This is a genomic window from Nostoc sp., assembly GCF_036917575.1.
Classification (GTDB): Bacteria; Cyanobacteriota; Cyanobacteriia; order Cyanobacteriales; family Nostocaceae; genus Nostoc.
In genome coordinates this window covers 58,607-76,782 of the sequence record NZ_JBALDC010000076.1, presented here as the reverse complement: position 1 = coordinate 76,782, position 18,176 = coordinate 58,607, and the positions used below count along the sequence as shown (strand labels likewise).

General features: G+C 38.5%; 20 protein-coding genes. 12 read left to right on the top strand and 8 right to left on the bottom strand.

Annotation, left to right across the window (positions count from 1 at the left end):
- Nucleotides 1-285: 285 nt before the first annotated feature.
- Together V7K79_RS23125 and V7K79_RS23120 are read right to left on the bottom strand one after the other, a co-directional pair.
- Nucleotides 286-483, bottom strand: a complete 198-nt coding sequence (locus V7K79_RS23125) for a hypothetical protein (protein ID WP_335050794.1) — start codon at nt 481-483, stop codon at nt 286-288.
- A 20-nt stretch (nt 484-503) separates the two neighbouring features.
- Nucleotides 504-1,319 (bottom strand): Rpn family recombination-promoting nuclease/putative transposase, encoded by an 816-nt coding sequence (locus V7K79_RS23120; RefSeq protein ID WP_335050792.1) that lies wholly within the window; start codon nt 1,317-1,319, stop codon nt 504-506.
- A gap of 420 nt (nt 1,320-1,739) precedes the next feature.
- On the opposite strand from V7K79_RS23120, the gene V7K79_RS23115 reads away from it, so the two are divergent.
- From V7K79_RS23115 to hypB, 11 genes are all read left to right on the top strand, one after another.
- Nucleotides 1,740-2,714: a hypothetical protein gene (locus V7K79_RS23115; protein ID WP_335050903.1), complete on the top strand. Its 975-nt coding sequence runs from the start codon at nt 1,740-1,742 to the stop codon at nt 2,712-2,714.
- Between the two features lie 103 nt (nt 2,715-2,817).
- Nucleotides 2,818-3,084, top strand: a complete 267-nt coding sequence (locus tag V7K79_RS23110; protein ID WP_335050790.1) for a hypothetical protein — start codon at nt 2,818-2,820, stop codon at nt 3,082-3,084.
- 8 nt (nt 3,085-3,092) lie between these two features.
- Complete coding sequence (locus tag V7K79_RS23105; RefSeq protein ID WP_335050788.1) at nt 3,093-3,317, top strand: hypothetical protein; 225 nt, start codon at nt 3,093-3,095, stop codon at nt 3,315-3,317.
- A gap of 56 nt (nt 3,318-3,373) precedes the next feature.
- Nucleotides 3,374-4,219, top strand: coding sequence for a NifU family protein (locus V7K79_RS23100; protein WP_335050786.1), 846 nt, complete (start codon nt 3,374-3,376; stop codon nt 4,217-4,219).
- A 543-nt stretch (nt 4,220-4,762) separates the two neighbouring features.
- A complete protein-coding gene (locus V7K79_RS23095) occupies nt 4,763-5,977 on the top strand; it encodes a hypothetical protein (protein WP_335050784.1) in 1,215 nt (404 codons plus the stop codon).
- Nucleotides 5,978-5,997: 20 nt separating this feature from the next.
- On the top strand, nt 5,998-8,346 hold the full coding sequence (hypF, locus tag V7K79_RS23090) for a carbamoyltransferase HypF (RefSeq protein ID WP_335050782.1): 2,349 nt from the start codon (nt 5,998-6,000) through the stop codon (nt 8,344-8,346).
- An 82-nt stretch (nt 8,347-8,428) separates the two neighbouring features.
- The gene (locus V7K79_RS23085) at nt 8,429-8,689 is read left to right on the top strand and encodes a HypC/HybG/HupF family hydrogenase formation chaperone (protein WP_335050780.1); all 261 of its coding nucleotides are present in this window, start codon (nt 8,429-8,431) and stop codon (nt 8,687-8,689) included.
- Nucleotides 8,690-8,819: 130 nt separating this feature from the next.
- Nucleotides 8,820-9,998, top strand: coding sequence for a hydrogenase formation protein HypD (hypD, locus tag V7K79_RS23080; RefSeq protein WP_335050778.1), 1,179 nt, complete (start codon nt 8,820-8,822; stop codon nt 9,996-9,998).
- A gap of 58 nt (nt 9,999-10,056) precedes the next feature.
- A complete protein-coding gene (gene hypE / locus V7K79_RS23075) occupies nt 10,057-11,160 on the top strand; it encodes a hydrogenase expression/formation protein HypE (protein WP_335050776.1) in 1,104 nt (367 codons plus the stop codon).
- 169 nt (nt 11,161-11,329) lie between these two features.
- On the top strand, nt 11,330-11,671 hold the full coding sequence (gene hypA, locus V7K79_RS23070; protein WP_335050774.1) for a hydrogenase maturation nickel metallochaperone HypA: 342 nt from the start codon (nt 11,330-11,332) through the stop codon (nt 11,669-11,671).
- Nucleotides 11,662-12,510 (top strand): hydrogenase nickel incorporation protein HypB, encoded by an 849-nt coding sequence (gene hypB, locus V7K79_RS23065; protein ID WP_335050772.1) that lies wholly within the window; start codon nt 11,662-11,664, stop codon nt 12,508-12,510. The genes hypA and hypB overlap by 10 nt, the downstream gene beginning before the upstream one ends.
- 186 nt (nt 12,511-12,696) lie before the next feature.
- Here hypB and V7K79_RS23060 read toward each other — a convergent pair whose 3' ends face one another.
- The 6 genes from V7K79_RS23060 to V7K79_RS23035 form a co-directional block, all read right to left on the bottom strand.
- The gene (locus tag V7K79_RS23060; RefSeq protein WP_335050770.1) at nt 12,697-13,071 is read right to left on the bottom strand and encodes a hypothetical protein; all 375 of its coding nucleotides are present in this window, start codon (nt 13,069-13,071) and stop codon (nt 12,697-12,699) included.
- Nucleotides 13,061-14,068 (bottom strand): LLM class flavin-dependent oxidoreductase, encoded by a 1,008-nt coding sequence (locus V7K79_RS23055; RefSeq protein ID WP_335050768.1) that lies wholly within the window; start codon nt 14,066-14,068, stop codon nt 13,061-13,063. The genes V7K79_RS23060 and V7K79_RS23055 overlap by 11 nt, the downstream gene beginning before the upstream one ends.
- 158 nt (nt 14,069-14,226) lie before the next feature.
- Nucleotides 14,227-14,562, bottom strand: coding sequence for a hypothetical protein (locus V7K79_RS23050; RefSeq protein ID WP_335050901.1), 336 nt, complete (start codon nt 14,560-14,562; stop codon nt 14,227-14,229).
- Between the two features lie 354 nt (nt 14,563-14,916).
- Nucleotides 14,917-15,228 carry a hypothetical protein gene (locus V7K79_RS23045; protein WP_335050766.1) on the bottom strand — a complete coding sequence of 104 codons (312 nt, stop codon included), beginning with the start codon at nt 15,226-15,228 and terminating at the stop codon, nt 14,917-14,919.
- Between the two features lie 2 nt (nt 15,229-15,230).
- Entirely contained in the window at nt 15,231-15,527 is a 297-nt protein-coding gene (locus tag V7K79_RS23040; RefSeq protein WP_335050765.1) for a hypothetical protein, read from the bottom strand.
- Nucleotides 15,528-15,566: 39 nt separating this feature from the next.
- Complete coding sequence (locus V7K79_RS23035; RefSeq protein ID WP_335050763.1) at nt 15,567-15,989, bottom strand: hypothetical protein; 423 nt, start codon at nt 15,987-15,989, stop codon at nt 15,567-15,569.
- Between the two features lie 1,016 nt (nt 15,990-17,005).
- Here V7K79_RS23035 and cysK point away from each other — a divergent pair.
- Nucleotides 17,006-17,965, top strand: coding sequence for a cysteine synthase A (cysK, locus tag V7K79_RS23030; RefSeq protein ID WP_335050761.1), 960 nt, complete (start codon nt 17,006-17,008; stop codon nt 17,963-17,965).
- Nucleotides 17,966-18,176 lie beyond the last annotated feature (211 nt).

Below are 18,176 nucleotides of genomic sequence, written 5' to 3'. Positions count from 1 at the left end.
ACAAAAAATTAAATTACCTCAAGATTATTTTAAAAGCTATGTCTGTTATATATGTGACACATTTGATAAATGCAAATGTTTTTAAGTCTTGATGTTAATAACCTCAATATACTTAATTTATCACGTTAAAATTCTCAATTTATTAATAACAATTACTATCAATTGTTAATCTACTTGAGGTGATGAGTATTTTTAGCCGTCAGATTTTCATGCAATATCTGAGCCAAAAATAGCAAAATATAGGGGCGCAAGATTTTATGCCCCGCCAGCTATATATCAGTTGTTTTAAGATTTCGGTTGTGCAGCTTGTTTAACAAGTTGTTCGTCCAAACCTAACGCTTGAGCTATCTGCTGAATACTCAACCCCAGTGCTAATAACTGGGGTATCGTTTCTAACTTACCTTCTTGTCTACCTTTTTGTTTGCCTTCTGCAAAAACATCTTGGTAAAATCTAGTTTGCCTCAAGTCATTTAATTCAAACATTTTTCCGATCTCCTCCTGTTTTAGGATTTCGGTTGTGCAGCTTGCCTAACAAGTTGTTCGTCCAAACCTAACGCTTGAGCTATCTGCTGAATACTTAAACCCAACCCTAATAACTGGGGTATAGCTTCTAACTTACCTTCTTGTCTACCTTCTTGCCTACCTTCTTGTTTACCTTCTTGTCTACCTTCTGCAAAAACATCTTGGTAAAATCTAGTTTGCCTCAAGTCATTTGATCCAAACATTTTTCCAATCTCCTCCTGGCTCAATCGCGGCAACTTGTAAATTAATATCGTCTCTATCAATTGTATAATTTCTCTAATAGTAGCAACATCTAAAATTTGCTGTCGGGCACTGTTGACTATTTCGATAGCTTTTGTTGTCGTGGTTGATTCAGGTTCGATGATCAGTTTAACTGTCTCTATACCGATTGATGATGCTTCAGTTAAGCTTAATTCGTCAAGATAGACGCGAGTTACCCGTTGTGAGTTAAGCAATTCTGTATATCTTTCGGTATCTCCAGTATCAACGCTGCGGTTGGGGAAGATGACAACACCACGCCAATTGTTGATTAATTCAGTTTTGTCAAGATAGTTAAAGATTTCAGTAAATAAACGTGAGTATAACTTTTTATCTGGTTGAAATTGCACTTCGGCAAAATAAATGGGCAGTTCTGCTGCATTTGGAAGAAAGACACCATCGATTCTAAAGGCTAGTTGTTTGACTTCGACTGAAGAAAATTGATAAGCACTAGCTAGTTGGGGTGGTTGGTTAATCAGTTCAAAGAAAGTGCTGGGGATACTTTGAAAAATCCGATAGAAGATGCTGTCTGTTTTCAAGGGGGCTTATTTTACAGTTGATGAATGTATTTTACACTTCGACGATTCCGTGGTGAATATTTAAAGTACACTAAATATTATGTATGTCAATAATTCAATAAAAATATTTCAATTGTATAAGATGATGATACAAAAAGTATTTAAAAAATATTAGGTGTTTAAAGCTGACATTAATATTAGCAATTTTCCCCTAGCATTTTAGAAATAGGGTGTTTTATATTTTAAAGATTGGGGACTGGGAAAACTCTTCCTTAACCTCCAGTCATTAATCCTAGTCTCAGACTAAAAAGGGGAATTCCGCCTAAAGGACTCGAAGCCTGCGTAAATCAGTATGGCCCGTGATGAGATGCGATCGCGTGTCTCGATCGTTCATGGGTGTTGACAGACTCAATTCCCAATTGGCTAGAGTACGGCAGAGTTATGACCCCCAGCATTACAGATTCAGCAGTGAAGGCTGCAATTGCAGCTGTTGCATCGGAGTCAGCCTCAGCAGAGGAAAAAATCCAAATGCTGATTGAGATCGCACAGGGTTTTCAAAAAAAGCCCAAAACAGCCCAAGACTTGCGGAATGCGGTTAGCTTATATTACCGCGCCTATGAAATGTGTGGTGAGGAATATCCCCTACTAAAAGCCAGGGCGCAAGTGGGGATGGCAGGGACGTTACAGGCAATACCGGATGCTGATTACCAACTGTTGATGCAAGCGAAAGTCGGTTATGAAGAGGCGTTACCGATTTTACAGCAATTAGCAACGCCTGAGGAAGTAGCAGAGACACAGATGAATTTTGGGCTGGTGTTGCAGTCACTAGTGCCATTCAATTTGGCGCGGATAACTGACAGCATTCAGGCTTATCATGAAGCTTTGCGGGTGTTTACTTGGGAAGATTACCCCCAAGAATACGCGATTTTATATAACAATATTGCGATCGCTTACCTTTCTATGCCCCTAGCATCAGAACGGGAATACTTGCGTCAAGGGTTAGCTGTGCAATCATTTGAGGTAGCACTAAAGCATATTAATTTGATTGATCATCCTAGAGAATATGCAATGTTGCAAAACAACTTAGGTAACGCTTTGCAATATTTAGTGAGTTCCCATCCTGTGGAAAATAACTTAAGAGCGATCGCAGCTTATGACGAAGCGTTAAAAGTTCGTAATCTCAAAGATACACCTCTAGAGTACGCTAACACAATTTCAAATAAAGCTAACGCTTTATTCAACTTACCCGACAATTCAGAAAAACCAGAATTTGGAAATCCTAAAAATCTCTCACAAGCACGTATTTACTATCAACAAGCTTTGGAAATATTTACCCAAAATCAACAAACAGGACAAGCAGAGATAGTAGCTCAAGCCCTACAAGATATTGAAGCAGAAATAGGCAGTAGGCAGTAGGCAGTAGGGAATAGGGCATTGGGAATTGGAAATTGGCTATTCTCCTTCATCCCCCTCATCTCCTTTATGCCTTCGCTTTTCTAATTATCAGGAAAAAAACAGCATGAGAGATATTTTAACAAACCCTTCTCTGAGAGATTTTTTCACAAGTTTAGCAAATGGTGACTTAAATATAGTAACAGGATTAGTGTGGATAGTCATAGCAACAGCCTTATCTATGATCGGCGGTGCTATTGGTGGAATGCTATTAGCTGGAAAAGATATCGGCTATCGGTTTTCAGCAATGCTTGGGGCATTATTTGCGCCTGCTGGTGTAATTCCTGCTATTCTCTTAGGGTTTGTAATCATAAATTTATTGAGAATCTATTAGGAGTAAATATGTTAGAAATTGGCTGGTTTTCTGCCAAGTTGTTTTTAAAAGGAAAGTTACTACGTAACCCTATCTATTTTGTCCAAAAAACTGCTATTGCTACTGTTGTAGGTTCGTTACTACTAGTGTTATCTGCACAATTCGACATTCCCTTCTACTTACCAATAACATTATCTAGCTTAGTCACAGGTTTGATTATGCCATTTCTCCTCAAGGATTTCAAAATGAAGTAGTTTTTCCTTAATCATTTATGAACAACCAATGCCCCATGCCCCATGCCCAATGACCAATGACAAACCTTGAAGAATTAGTTCGAGAAATTAACCGCTTTGAGGCAATTATATCCGAGTGGGATGAAAGCCAACGATGTGTAGCAGTTGGTCTAAAAACAGCAATTGAAGCTTTGCACAAAGCAGCATTGACTAATTTAATTAAAAGCCTCAAGCAAGAATCAATGTCAGCTTTGCGCCATGCTGTTAATGATGAAGTAGTATACGCAGTGCTACTTTATCACGAACTAGTAAAACCACCAAAACCACCATTAGCACAGCGAATTCAAACAGCCCTTGAAGAAGTTCGCCCAGGTTTAAAAAGCCATAATGGGGATGTAGAACTAGTGGCAATTAAGCCTCCAGATACGGTAGAAGTCAGATTAATAGGAACTTGCAGCAATTGTCTAGCTTCTACTTTGACTTTATCTCAGGGAGTAGAACAGGCAATCAAAAATCATTGTCCCGAAATTACCAGAGTAGTTGCGGTCAATAACCCTACAGGTAACAATACAACTTCTGGTTTAATCAGTCCATTTTCTTCCAAAATAACTTCTACTTGGATCAAAGTGGCTACTATTGAGCAAGTTCCTGAATTTAATGTATTAGCAGTACAAGTTGCTGGTAGTTCATTAATTTTACATCGTCAAGGTATTACAGTAAGATGTTACCGTAATGCTTGCGCTCATTTAGGATCTGCTTTAGATCGGGGTAAAGTTGAAAATGGTATTATTACCTGCCCTTCCCACGGATTTCAGTACAAGTTAGAGACAGGTGAATGCTTAACAGTACCCGATGTTTCACTTCAGTCTTATCCAGTAAAAATTAAAGACGATAAGGTTTTTGTGAAACTGCAACAATCATGATGTGAAAGTAACAGTTCAGCAAATATACTTGGTAATTAGGAAATCACAGCTATTTTGCTTTTTCATATCAGTAGTTCGCACATTCACTTTCGCATTGTGTGTAAGCAAAATATCTAAATGCTTTGTCAAGATTTTAAAATTTTTTCTGATTTGTGTAATTTAATTGTTCCTTTTAGAGTTTTGAGAAAGTAAAATGAACTTTGACTTACTCATTTTGGTGTTTTCCGCAAGTAAAACTAACTTTGACTTACTCAAAATAAGCTTTGACTTACTCATTTTAGTGTTTTCCGCAAGCAAAACAAACTTTGACTTACTCAAAATAAGCTTTGACTTTCTTTTTTCAGCACATCGCGTACTCCTGCCAAATATTCCTGTATAATAAAAGCTAGTGAAAGTAAGATATAATTTTTCAAAATTGATTAATAGGGAAGTATCTTAAAATTTTTCATTTAATTTAAAAAATATAATGAAAAATCGTTACTGTTGTTACACGCTGATTAACATTTATGTTTTTAAATAATTATCAGCGTCTATCTGCGGTTCATGGATATCCCAATCATAATTAATCCCAGATCACAATTACCGCTAGAAGCCATAGAAATTTCTCAACATTTACCTCTATCACCTCAAGGTGCAGAGGTAATTTTAGGTAATATTATTGAACCACAACAATTAGTGATACCTGTAGCACCTAGTCCCACAACAATGTTTGGACCTCGTAGTGCTTGTTTGTTATCAAAAACCGGCCCTTTGTGGGTATCAGATACAGGACATCATCGATTATTAGGATGGAAAGAATTACCCACAAGAGATAGTCAACCTGCTGATTGGATAATTGGACAACCTGACTTTTATTATGAAGGACAAAATGCTAAAAGTACACCGGGAAGCGCAACCTTAAGCGTACCAACTGGAATTTGTGCTTGTGGTGAAGGGTTAGCTGTTGCAGATGCTTGGAATCATCGAGTTTTGATTTGGAAAAATTTACCACAAGAGAATAATGTTCCAGCAGATTTGGTGTTAGGACAAGCTAATTTTATTGATAATAAACCAAATCGAGGAAGTCAACAAGCATCTGCCAATACAATGCATTGGCCTTATGGTATTTTTTATCATCAAGGACAGCTATTTATTGCTGATACAGGTAATCGCAGAGTATTAATTTGGCATCAATTACCAACAGAAAATGGTCAACCTGCTGATTTAGTTTTGGGACAACCAGATATGATATCTCGCAATGAAAACGGCGGTGCTTCTCCAACCGCAGCGAGTATGCGTTGGTGTCATGATATCACCCTTTGGGGAGAAGATTTGGTTATCAGCGATGCAGGTAATCACCGGGTGATGATTTGGCAGGGAATACCAACAGAAAATAATGCTCCTTGTGCAGTAGTTTTAGGACAAAAAAGCTTTGATTTTGTGGAAATGAATCAAGGAGTTTATTATCCTAGTGCTAGTAGTTTGAGTATGCCCTATGGTGTCGGTGTGGCTGGAGATTGGTTGGTGGTTGCAGATACTGCTAATTCTCGCTTGTTAGGATGGAGAAAACTAGAATCTATTTTCTCACTGCAAGGTGTAATCGCAGATGGGTTGGCAGGACAAATAAATTTTCAAAGTAAAGGTGAAAATCGGAATTTTGGACTACCTAAACGAGATAGCTTAAATTGGTGTTACGGGATAAAAATTTGCGGTGATACGGCGGTAATAGCTGATTCTGGAAATAACCGAATATTGCTGTGGCAGTTTAATAATTCGTAATTTTGGAAAGTCAGATTTATATGGCGACTGAAGAAATTAGAGTTGGCGGTACTGTTCAAGGAGTAGGATTTCGCCCTACTGTATATCGTCTTGCTAAAGCCTGTGGTTTGACTGGAGATGTTTGTAATGATGGCCAAGGTGTATTAATTAGGGTATCTGGTAGTGAGGAAGCAATTACAAAATTTGTTGGCAAATTGCAAACAGAATGTCCACCGTTGGCAAGAATTAATCAACTAACTAGAATTCCTTATGAAGGTGAATTGAAATTTGATAATTTCGTGATTTCTATTAGTGTCAATAATGCCATAAAAACAGAAATAACCCCTGATGCAGCCACTTGTCCACAGTGTCAACAAGAAATATTCGACCCCTTTAGCCGTTTTTATCGCTACCCCTTTACTAATTGTACTCATTGCGGCCCCCGCTTGAGTATTATTCGTGCAATTCCTTATGACAGATGCAATACCAGTATGTCTGCGTTTGCGATGTGTTCAGAATGTGGAAAGGAATACCACGATGTCGAAAACCGCCGTTTTCACGCCCAACCTGTAGCTTGTCATGTTTGTGGCCCCGCAGCTTGGTTAGAACGTGCTGATGGGAAATCGGTTACTGCTTCCATGTTTTCGATGTTGGATGATGTGGATGCTGTTTGTACCTTGTTGCAAAAGGGTGAGATTGTGGCAATTAAAGGGTTAGGTGGTATTCATCTAGCTTGCGATGCAACACAGGAAATTGTTGTACACAAACTACGTCAGCGAAAAAAGCGCTATCATAAACCCTTTGCTTTAATGGCGCGGGATATTGAGATAATTGAACAATATTGTATTGTCAACGCCAAAGAAAAAGAATTATTAACAAGTTCTGCTGCACCAATTGTTTTATTACAGGCTTCAGATAAAAAACAATTAGCATCGTCAGTAGCACCAGGGCAAAATACTCTTGGTTTCATGCTACCTTATACGCCCTTGCATCATTTAATTTTGCGGCGGATGAATCGCCCAATTGTTTTAACAAGTGGCAATTTGGTTGATGAACCACAATGTATTGATAATGACGAAGTAAGAGAAAAATTAGGGACAATCGCTGATTATTTTCTCTTGCACAATCGAGAGATTATTAATCGGGTAGATGATTCGGTTGTGCGTGTTATCGGTGATAAAGCTCAAACAATTCGCCGTGCTAGAGGATATGCACCAGCATCAATTAGTTTACCACTGGGATTTCACAAAGTACCGCAAATTTTAGCAATGGGCAGTGAGTTAAAAAATACCTTTTGCTTATTGCGTGAAGGAGAAGCAATTCTCTCTCAACATTTAGGAGATTTAGAAAAGGCTGCCACTTTCAACGCTTACCAAGAAAATTTAAATTTATACTTAAATTTATTTGAGTATAATCCAGAAGTAATCGCCATTGATAAACATCCTGAATATCTCTCAAGCAAACTTGGTAAAGAGCTGGCGGACACAAATCAAATCAAAATTTATCCCATTCAACATCATCACGCCCATATCGCCGCTTGTATGGCAGAAAATGGGATTCCTCTAGATTCATCTCCAATATTAGGTATTGCTTTAGATGGTTTAGGTTACGGCGATGATGGCACACTCTGGGGTGGAGAATTTCTTTTAGCAGATTACCGAAGTTTTAAACGATTAGCAACATTTAAATCAGTAGCGATGGTTGGTGGCAAACAAGCAATTTATCAGCCTTGGCGTAATACTTATGCTCAATTAATAGCTGCTAATCTTTGGGATGAATGCGAACAAAAGTATGCTGAGTTAGAAATATTTAAGTTTTTGAAAAATAAACCACTTAAGCTACTCAATCAACTTATAAATAAAGGGATTAACTCTCCTCCAGCTTCTTCAGTGGGACGATTGTTCGATGCAGTGGCAGCAGCTATCGGTATTTGTCGAGATGAATGTAGCTATGAAGGACAAGCTGCGATCGCAATGGAAGCTATAGTAGATGTTAGCAGCTTAAATAATAATAAAGAAACGCTAACATATCCTTTTAGTTTTAGCTTTTTAGATAGTATTTATTGTATAGACCCACGCCCAATGTGGCTAGCCTTACTTTATGACTTACAGCAGCAGATTCCCCAAGCAGTTATGGCTGCCAAATTTCACCAAGGTTTAGCGAATGCCATTGTGCAAATGGTTAACCATCTTTGTGAAGAAAATCTGATTTATCAAGTAGCATTAACAGGAGGAGTATTTCAAAATTGTATATTGTTAGAGCAAGTTACCAAACAATTACAAACATTGGGAAAAAAAGTACTCACTCATAGCTTAGTTCCAGCTAATGACGGCGGCTTATCTTTAGGACAAGCAGTGATTGTAGCCGCACAATTAATACATGAGTCTTGATATTTGACAAAATTGTTCTGACAAATAATTCTCTGTATGTTCTTTGCGCCTCTGTGGTTCGTTTATCTTAAAAAATAAAAAAATGTGTTTAGGAATCCCCGGACAAATTATAGAAATTACCAACGTTAACCATAAATTAGCCATAGTTAACATTGGTGGTGTTAAGCGCGAAGTAAATATTGCTTGTATCGTAGATGAACAACATCCCCCCGAAGCTTGTATTGGAGATTGGGTGCTAGTGCATGTTGGCTTTGCGATGAATCGAATTAACGAACAAGAAGCGGCAGAAACATTACAACTATTCCAAGAATTAACAGCAGCAGAAGCAGGGATTAGTATGTGAAGAAAGCAGTAAATTGAAATCTATATGAGGCAACTCTTAGAAACGCTACGCCAACACGACTTGTTAAAAAAACTCTCTACCACAAAAGCAAAATTAACAGATACCTAAAACTTATTACTCCTCACTTTCTATGAAATATGTTGACGAATTCCGCGAACCTGAAAAAGCTGAAGCCATAAACCGCGAAATCGCCAAATTATGCAACCAGCTAGAAAAACCCATAAAAATCATGGAAGTATGCGGCGGACATACCCATTCTATTTTTAAATATGGTATCGAAGAAATTTTACCCCAAGCTATTGAGCTAATTCATGGGCCTGGTTGTCCAGTATGCGTTATGCCAAAAGGGAGATTAGATGATGCGATCGCTATCTCTCAAAATCATAACGTCATTTTTGCCACCTTTGGCGACGCAATGCGAGTTCCCGGTTCCAAAACCACTTTACTACAAGCCAGGGCACAAGGTGCAGACATCCGTATGGTGTACTCTCCCCTAGACAGCCTGCAAATTGCCAAAGATAACCCCGACAAAGAAGTAGTTTTCTTCGCTTTGGGCTTTGAAACCACAGCCCCCAGCACCGCCTTCACCATCCTGCAAGCAGCAGCCGAAAAAATTCATAACTTTAGTATGTTTTGCAATCACGTCCTCGTGATTCCCGCCCTCAAAGCACTATTAGATAATCCCGATTTGCAACTAGATGGATTTGTTGGGCCTGGTCATGTCAGCATGGTAATTGGCACTGACCCATATCAATTTATTTCCCAACAATATAATAAGCCAATTGTCGTCTCAGGATTTGAACCTTTAGATATTCTCCAATCGATTTGGATGTTATTGCAACAGCTAATAGAAAATCGTTGTGAAGTTGAAAACCAATATAACCGAATTGTAGAAAAAAGCGGAAATACAGTAGCCCTACAAGCGATAAACAAAGTTTTCGCCGTGCGAGATAAATTCGATTGGCGCGGCTTAGGTGACATTCCTTATTCAGGATTACAAATTAAACCTGAATATGCCCAATTTGATGCCGAACTTAAATTTACCATTCCTAACCTCAAAATAGCCGACCATAAAGCTTGTAAATGTGGAGAAATTCTTAAAGGAGTCTTAAAACCTTGGGAGTGCAAAGTATTTGGTACAGCTTGCACACCAGAAACACCCATTGGTACTTGTATGGTATCTTCTGAAGGCGCTTGTGCAGCCTATTACAAATATGGGCGACTCTCCACAATTGCCAAAAGAACAATCACCCAAAAACCAAAAATAACTCAAGAACCCCTCCCCGCCTGCGGGTTCTCCTCAGACTAAATACTCCGCGTACCTCTGCGCTTCCCTCCGCGTCCCTTTGCGTTTAAAAAACTTTAATATGAATATTTACCCCACAAACTCAATACAAAATCCTCTATTCCAAAAAATAGAACAAGCCCGCCGTCGCCAAAGTAAAGTGCAAGACACTCATATAACTCTCGCACATGGTAGCGGTGGTAAAGCCATGCGTGATTTAATAGATGATATCTTTGTCAGCAATTTTGATAACCCAATTCTCTCACAATTAGAAGACCAAGCCAGCTTCAACTTAGCCCCTCTCTTCCAACAAGGAGACAGACTTGCATTTACAACAGATTCTTATGTTGTAGACCCCTTATTTTTTCCCGGTAGTGATATAGGAGAACTAGCAGTTAACGGCACAGTTAATGATTTAGCAGTTAGCGGTGCTAAACCTTTATATCTTACTTGTAGCGTCATTTTAGAAGAAGGATTACCAGTAGAAATATTACGGCGTGTCGCAGCCAGTATGAAAGCAGCCGCGAAAAAAGCCGATGTTCAAATTGTCACTGGTGACACAAAAGTTGTACATCGCGGTGCTGTCGATAAACTCTTTATTAATACTGCTGGGATTGGTATAATCCCGCGAGAAGTTAACATTTCTGCTCATAATATTAAACCTGGAGATACAATAATAATTAATGGTGAAATAGGCAATCATGGGACAGCAATTTTAATTGCCCGTGGCGAATTAGCCTTAGAAACCGATATTACAAGCGACTGTCAACCGTTGCATAGTTTAGTAGAAACTATTCTCCATGTGTGTCCCCAAATTCATGCTATGCGAGATGCCACACGCGGTGGTTTAGCTACAGTACTAAATGAATTTGCCCTCACTTCCAATGTGGGAATTCGTTTATTTGAAGAATCTATTCCAGTGCGTGAAGAAGTCAACGGAGTTTGTGAAATTCTCGGTTTAGATCCATTATATCTAGCTAATGAAGGGAAGTTAGTTGTGGTGGTTCCAAAAAAGAATGCTGACAATGTTTTATCAGCTATGAAAATTCACCCAGAAGGCAAAGATGCTTGTATAATTGGCGAAGTTATTACCTCACCTCCAGGTATCGTTTCATTAAAAACAGCTTTTGGTGCTGAAAGGATTGTTGATATGTTAGTAGGCGACCAATTGCCACGAATTTGTTAATATTTGGAATTTTCAAAATAAAATATTTAATAGGCGAACCATAGAAGTACACAGAAGCCAGTGCGCCCTTGCGGTTCCCCTTGGGAGAAGCAACTGGCACGACGTGAAGAGATAATAAATAGAGAAGATTGTTGCATTGTTTTTCAGTAATCTTAATAAATTTTATCGTATGCACGAACTTGGAATTACCCAAAATATTGTGGCAATTGTGAATGAACACGCCAAAGGCGCAAAAGTGCAACGAGTTTCATTAGAAATTGGCAAACTTTCAGCCATTATGCCCGATGCTATCCGGTTTTGTTTTGATATTTGCACTCAAGGCACAGTTTTAGCAGGGGCGACATTAGAAATTTTGGAAATTCCAGGTTTAGGGCGATGTCGCCAATGTGGTGCCGAAATTGTTCTAGATAAACCATTTGGAATCTGTAGCTGCAAAAGCGCACAATTAGATTTAATTAATGGTGAAGAACTGAAAATTAAAGAAATAGAAATAGAGGAATTATGTGTGTAACCTGCGGTTGTTCTGATGATGGCGAAACTAAAATTATCAATTTAGAAGCAACTGAAGCTGAACATAACCATCATCATACTCACACTTTACCCGATGGTACTATAATCACTCATTCTCACAGTCACGACACTCATATAGAAGTGCCTCAACTTCATGCCAAAATACACAACACGACGATATCCTTAGAACAGGATATATTAGCAAAGAATAATTTAATAGCGGCCCAAAATCGCGGATGGTTTAAAGGTCGAAATATTCTCACCTTAAATTTAATGAGTTCTCCTGGTGCAGGGAAAACAACTCTTTTAACGCGAACCATTAATGATTTAAAGCAGCAATTATCTATTAATGTCATTGAAGGCGACCAAGAAACTGCTAATGATGCTCAAAAAATTAAAGAAACAGGTTGCAAAGTAATTCAGATAAACACCGGAACAGGCTGTCATTTAGATGCATCAATGATCGATAGGGGTTTACAACAACTGAATCCGCCATTAAACTCAGTTGTGATGATTGAAAATGTCGGAAATTTGGTTTGTCCAGCTTTATTTGATTTGGGAGAAAATGCAAAAGTTGTGATTCTATCGGTTACAGAAGGAGAAGATAAGCCGCTAAAATATCCGCATATCTTCCGTGCTAGTGACATTATGATTCTCACAAAAATTGATTTGCTGCCTTATGTACAATTTGATGTTCAAAAGTGCATTGCTTATGCTACAGAAGTAAATCCTCAAATTCAGATTTTTCAGATTTCTGCAACTACTAATATAGGATTAGATAATTGGTATAAATGGCTAACTGAAAAGGTAACAGATTTATCAACACCTTTTCCTGTCTAATTACTAAACTGTACAAGATTGTCACGACTGTCGTGCAAGTAAGTTCAGATATCAAATCAGATTGTTATATTCAGTAAAACTGTAATTTTGGGAAATTATTTTGCTCAAAATTGCAACACCCTGCACTTTAGGAGTACAGGGTGAAAGACAGCATATATTTAGTGTGATTCCCAGTTTCTATTTACCTCAAAGCCAATCTCGATAAGCTGATATTTCATTTACGCTGATTTCAAATGGCATCCCTTTGCCAAATGGCGGATAAACGCGGATTTTACCATTGCTAGTAAACCGCTCTAATCTATTACCCAACTGGGGAATATTGCTGACGATATGCCAGTAAGATACTAAGTCAGGGCAATCAATAATTAGTGTGAGGATACTAGCATTTGTTGTCAGATACCACTGACAATTAGATAACAGTACTCGCGTAATGCGATCGCAAGCTTGATAAAAGCATCTGCCAGTAGACTGTTCTAGCTCCATTTGCAGCATTCCATCCTGTTTTGTTACCTCAGTTGGAGGTAAGTCATCGGGAGGAAGCAAGTATAGTTTAGAAGACATAATTTCGCACCTCTTGGTTGTAGCGCGTCAAACTCTCCAGGTTTTTTTCCAGATTCGCAGACGAGGGTTTGAGTGCTAGCGTACCTAAATCTAATTCGTCCTGAAATTTCTTGATTTTGTCTCGACAAGTCCCCACATCACCGATAATTGAGTTCTCAATCAAATAGTCTTCATCGAAACAAATATTTGTGCGATCGAATGGTTTTTGGTTGGGATTCGCACTATTCTGCAATAGTTGAGCCGAATTAGCTTTCATTTTCTGGCTAAATTGGCGAACAAAAGGTAACGCTTCACTCACTGCCTCGTCAAATGTTTTGCCAACAAAAAAGAAGCGTGCCAGCACAAAGTTTTCCGTACCATTAGAATTTAAGGCTCGATATTTGCTAACAGTATCCTTCAATCTCTCTAAGGAAAATGGCGGCCCACCCATCAAGCTGAAGGAATGTTTAGCAGCCAACTCGATACCGTCATCACCACCAGTGGCAACATACACTGGGATTTGACTCTGCAATGGTTTGGGGTAAATTGTCAAGCGATCGCATTGAAAATATTGCCCGTTAAATGATACATCAGTTTCATATAACAGCTTTTGAATCAATGCGATCGCCTCTAGCATTTTGGGACGGGATTCATTTGGGAGGGTCGCAAAATGCTTGTTTTGTTGGGGAAAGGGGCCACCTTTGGCAACTCCAAATAATAATCGTCCATTGCACAAGTTATCCAAAGTGGCAATATCTTCCGCCACCCTAATGGGGTTATGGAATGGCAGCAACACCGCCGCAGTGCCTAATTGGATAGTTGAAGTCAATCCCGCCAAATGTGCCATTAACACTAACATGGACGGGCTGAGATTGGATTCACTAAAATGGTGTTCGCTTACCCACGCTTCCTCAAAACCTAAACTTTCTGCCTGTTTTACCAGTGCAACTTGCTCAAAGATGGCACGATGAGCATCTTGGTGAAAATTATCGTAATTGCAGAAAATTCCAGTTTTCATTACTTGTGTTGATACTTTGTATTCACCGCAGGTGCTAGTTATTCTAGCGATCGACAGGTTTGTAGTAAGCACTTTAGTGCTTAAATATTTGAATTTGAGGAATAAAATCCTCTCTACAAAAGTATTTACCCCTCTCAATTAATGAATGCGATGAATCACTAAGTTACAACCCACTGCAACTCCAACCATAAATGTGGGTTGTTCTCTTTGACCTTCGACATCGGATCACGCAACAATCGCTTGGCATTCATGCAAACAACTTGGATTAAACCCATATTGTCTGCTACTTCTCTGAGTATTTCTTTTTGAGCTTGCACGCAGGAAATCATTTCGTCAGAGCAATAAATTCCTATATATTGCAAACGTCTAGCAGGTCGTCCCCAAAAACAGGTGATGACTTTCACATAACACCCATCCAGCAATTCTCCAACTTGCGGGTAGTAATGATTGACGACTCTTGTGAATTCTTTGGCTAAGATATCTTCAGCAATCATTGGAACTGATATTTCTGTAGCGTCTATCACGCTATTTAATATAACATTATTTTATCAGTTAAATATGACAAAATCTTCTATTAAGCTGGAACAAAATATTAAATATTAGACAAAAAAAGGTGTACCTTATTCGGGAACACCTCAAATTTACGTAAAGCATCTTTATATTAAAAATTCAGAGTTTCTAATTCTTAATTCGTAATAGTATTTGCAAAATTGCCAAGGTAATTATATATAGAGATTGGGATTTAAACCCTATCCATAATAAATACTACAATTTTTAGAGATCGCTGGCTCAAAGTCTTAATTTAACTACGAATTATTGTAGAATTATCAATTTTGAATTTTCAATTATTACCGAGCATTGCGTTCACAAACTAAAACCTCTGCTATGATATCCGGCACATTTACAACGTCTGTAAATCCTTGGTTCGCAAGGATTGGTGAAATAAATGTATAGTTTGGATCGCACACTCCATTGTCATATACTTGAAGAAACCACCTATCAGGAAATCCTTCTATACCTAGTTCCACAGTGTACCAAGTCTCGCCAATCAAACGAGAGTTAAAGATTGTGAACCACTCTCTGTTCTCTTCTGAAATATTCCAGTCTGCTATCAGCAGTTCTAAAGCTATTTGTCCCGCATCCGTTGAAGTCAACAACATTTTTACTCCTTATTTGCAACTTCAGGATTTGTAACTTCAGGATTTGCAACTTCAGTATTGGGAACTTCCGGGTATAAACCTAACTCTTTAGCTAGCTCACGCCCCACAAAAAATAAAAATTGGGCACCATCTTGATTGCCTTCATGGGCAAACATAGTAGCTACTTGCAACATTGATTCTACTAAACCGGAATCAAGCAATTCGGGGTGAGATTCTAAAACTTCTGGTTCTTGACCATTAGGGCATTTAAGTAACTCATCAATCAGATTAAAATACAGTTGTTTGCGTTGTTCTGTCATGGTAATTTTGTTGATTTTAGTGAGTAAATTGTGAATAAGTTACTGTTCGATACTTTGGTGCCACAGTCTTTCCAACATTTCAACTTGCTCTTTTAAGACAGCAGCACGATGAACAAGATATCTGTCGTAAAAAAGAATTCCTAACCCAATACAAATGGGGGTTAACAGGAAGAACCATTGCAGGATAGTGGCAAATTTATATTGTTCAGCAACAGTCAACATTTGATGAACCACATTACGATCAAAGGATTGAATGCTAGTCTGAGGGGAATGTGTACCCTCTATGTGGAGAGCCAAGGCGGGAGCATCTGTAATCGTGTTGTTAACTTCGCAAGCTAAATTCTGAGATTTTACTAATTCCAGATGTCGCTCCCAAATGATGCCAAATACTACTATTTCTGGTGAAAGCACTGCTAAAATAATGACGCAAACTGTAAGAAGGTTTAAAAGTTTGGCTTTCATCTTGGCTCTCCCTTGCTAGGTAGTATGCACCCAGTAAGAAAATATCTTTTGCTGTTTATCTAAAGTAGTTGTATATTTCTACCTATCAAACAGCTTTGAGATTAAAATGTGTGTAATTGGTAATTTTCACAATTGTTAGTTTTCAGTTATTCTTCTCATCACCACTGATCCCTAACTAATAAAAAATTACCAACATCTTCACAAAACGTAGGATTATTCAGTTACAATTAACGCACTTAGATTCGGTAATCTGGTTTCATCTTACTCTCAAAAGAGAGATTAAGAAGTCCCCCCTAGTTCACTAAGCTTGCGCTCAGGAATGTTGGGGGGTAGAGGGGAATCTCTGCGTAAATCCTATACGATTTATATCAGCCGTTCTCCACAAAACAGTTTACCCCAGCCCTGTTAAGATTATTAAATTCATTAAAATAGTACTCAAAGCCTGTAATCCTTACCTGATAAGTTTTATAAAAAATAGTTGGGGTATGGGTGCTAGTGTTTTTCAGACGGGGTTCTAGTATTTATGAGGTGGGGTTCTAGTGTTTTTGTACTCAATCTAAAAGCAATGTAGGCAATGGTTAAAGACTGTTTTATATCCAATTTATGACTGACACAATTTGCACTCAAAAAAATATCAATGTCTCTTGATAAAGATAGAATAATAAATTAGAAAAAGCAATTAAATATTTTAAAAATAAATCATATATTGATAACAAATAGAAAATACTGGAAAAATTATTCATATATACAGAATTATTAAAATTGAATTTCAACCCAAAAGACTATAGTTGGCAATTCCAAATGGTAAACTAGAAGAATGGTAAGCTAGCCTCTTCTAATGTGAGAATCAATGGGAATATCTAATAAAAGTTCTTCCTAAACTTTCATATTTTGTGGTTAAGTTAGAATATATAGTATATGCACTCATTGAGATTAAACGGCAAAATAAATACATCGAAGCTTATTGTTATAAGTAAATACTCTGTACTAAGATTTAGAATTTTAGGAGTTAAGTAATGCGGATTGCTCAAGACGTAACACAACTGATTGGACGAACTCCTTTAGTTCAACTGAACAAAATTCCTCAAGCTGAAGGAGTAGTTGCAAGGATAGTTGTCAAATTAGAAGGGATGAACCCAGCAGCTTCGGTAAAAGACCGCATCGGGTTAAGTATGGTACTCTCGGCAGAAGCGGCTGGCTCAATTGTCCCAGGAAAGACCATTTTAGTAGAGCCTACTTCAGGTAATACAGGAATTGCTCTAGCGATGGTAGCAGCAGCACGTGGCTACCGTTTGGTTTTGACGATGCCAGAGACTATGAGCCAAGAACGACGGGCGATGCTCAGAGCTTATGGTGCAGCTTTAGAATTGACACCAGGCACAGAGGGTATGCGGGGAGCAATTCGCAAAGCCGAAGAAATTGTGGCTAATACTCCCAATGCTTTTATGCTGCAACAGTTCCGCAACCCTGCTAATCCCAAAGTTCACCAAGAAACCACCGCCGAAGAAATTTGGGCAGATACAGACGGGGAAGTAGATATTGTGATTGCTGGGGTAGGTACTGGTGGAACGATTACTGGAATTGCAGAAGTACTCAAACAGCGCAAGCCGACTTTTAAGGCGATCGCAGTTGAACCCAGCAATAGCCCAGTCCTCTCTGGCGGTGAAGCCGGGCCACATAAAATTCAAGGTATTGGGGCTGGATTTATCCCAGATGTCCTCCGCCTAGAATTGGTTGATGAAGTAATTAGAATCAGCGATGAACAATCGATCGCCTATGGGCGACGTTTGGCAAAAGAAGAAGGTTTATTGTCTGGGATATCTTCTGGTGCAGCTTTGTGTGCCGCAATTCAAGTAGGTAAACGTCCAGAAAATGCCGGACGTTTAATCGTGATGATTCAGCCTTCCTTTGGCGAACGTTATCTCAGCACACCCATGTTTCAAGATTTGTCTTTAGAAACTGCTGCGGTGCGTTAATAAGACAGGGGGACAAGAGAGCAATCAACCTCCCTGTCCTTCTCATTTGTCTCTTACATAAAATTAAGGCAACTTACCTTTTGAGGTGCGATCGCATATCATATTACATTACTAGTACAGTACGGCATAAATAAACTAACCCTTCCAATCAACGAAACGGTTATACTGCATTCGTTTTGAATTTTAAATTTGGAATTTCGGCTTGCGGTAC

Excerpts from the sequence above, each read along its gene's own strand:
- V7K79_RS23045 (WP_335050766.1), bottom strand. The coding sequence starts at position 15,228 with ATGTTGTTGACTTCAACGGATGCGGGACAAATAGCTTTAGAACTGCTG.
- V7K79_RS23085 (WP_335050780.1), top strand. The coding sequence starts at position 8,429 with ATGTGTTTAGGAATCCCCGGACAAATTATAGAAATTACCAACGTTAAC.
- cysK (WP_335050761.1), top strand. The coding sequence starts at position 17,006 with ATGCGGATTGCTCAAGACGTAACACAACTGATTGGACGAACTCCTTTA.
- hypA (WP_335050774.1), top strand. The coding sequence starts at position 11,330 with ATGCACGAACTTGGAATTACCCAAAATATTGTGGCAATTGTGAATGAA.
- V7K79_RS23060 (WP_335050770.1), bottom strand. The coding sequence starts at position 13,071 with ATGTCTTCTAAACTATACTTGCTTCCTCCCGATGACTTACCTCCAACT.
- V7K79_RS23110 (WP_335050790.1), top strand. The coding sequence starts at position 2,818 with ATGAGAGATATTTTAACAAACCCTTCTCTGAGAGATTTTTTCACAAGT.
- V7K79_RS23100 (WP_335050786.1), top strand. The coding sequence starts at position 3,374 with ATGACAAACCTTGAAGAATTAGTTCGAGAAATTAACCGCTTTGAGGCA.
- V7K79_RS23105 (WP_335050788.1), top strand. The coding sequence starts at position 3,093 with ATGTTAGAAATTGGCTGGTTTTCTGCCAAGTTGTTTTTAAAAGGAAAG.
- V7K79_RS23055 (WP_335050768.1), bottom strand. The coding sequence starts at position 14,068 with ATGAAAACTGGAATTTTCTGCAATTACGATAATTTTCACCAAGATGCT.
- hypF (WP_335050782.1), top strand. The coding sequence starts at position 5,998 with ATGGCGACTGAAGAAATTAGAGTTGGCGGTACTGTTCAAGGAGTAGGA.
- V7K79_RS23050 (WP_335050901.1), bottom strand. The coding sequence starts at position 14,562 with ATGATTGCTGAAGATATCTTAGCCAAAGAATTCACAAGAGTCGTCAAT.
- hypB (WP_335050772.1), top strand. The coding sequence starts at position 11,662 with ATGTGTGTAACCTGCGGTTGTTCTGATGATGGCGAAACTAAAATTATC.
- V7K79_RS23125 (WP_335050794.1), bottom strand. The coding sequence starts at position 483 with ATGTTTGAATTAAATGACTTGAGGCAAACTAGATTTTACCAAGATGTT.
- hypE (WP_335050776.1), top strand. The coding sequence starts at position 10,057 with ATGAATATTTACCCCACAAACTCAATACAAAATCCTCTATTCCAAAAA.
- V7K79_RS23095 (WP_335050784.1), top strand. The coding sequence starts at position 4,763 with ATGGATATCCCAATCATAATTAATCCCAGATCACAATTACCGCTAGAA.
- V7K79_RS23040 (WP_335050765.1), bottom strand. The coding sequence starts at position 15,527 with ATGACAGAACAACGCAAACAACTGTATTTTAATCTGATTGATGAGTTA.
- V7K79_RS23115 (WP_335050903.1), top strand. The coding sequence starts at position 1,740 with ATGACCCCCAGCATTACAGATTCAGCAGTGAAGGCTGCAATTGCAGCT.
- hypD (WP_335050778.1), top strand. The coding sequence starts at position 8,820 with ATGAAATATGTTGACGAATTCCGCGAACCTGAAAAAGCTGAAGCCATA.
- V7K79_RS23035 (WP_335050763.1), bottom strand. The coding sequence starts at position 15,989 with ATGAAAGCCAAACTTTTAAACCTTCTTACAGTTTGCGTCATTATTTTA.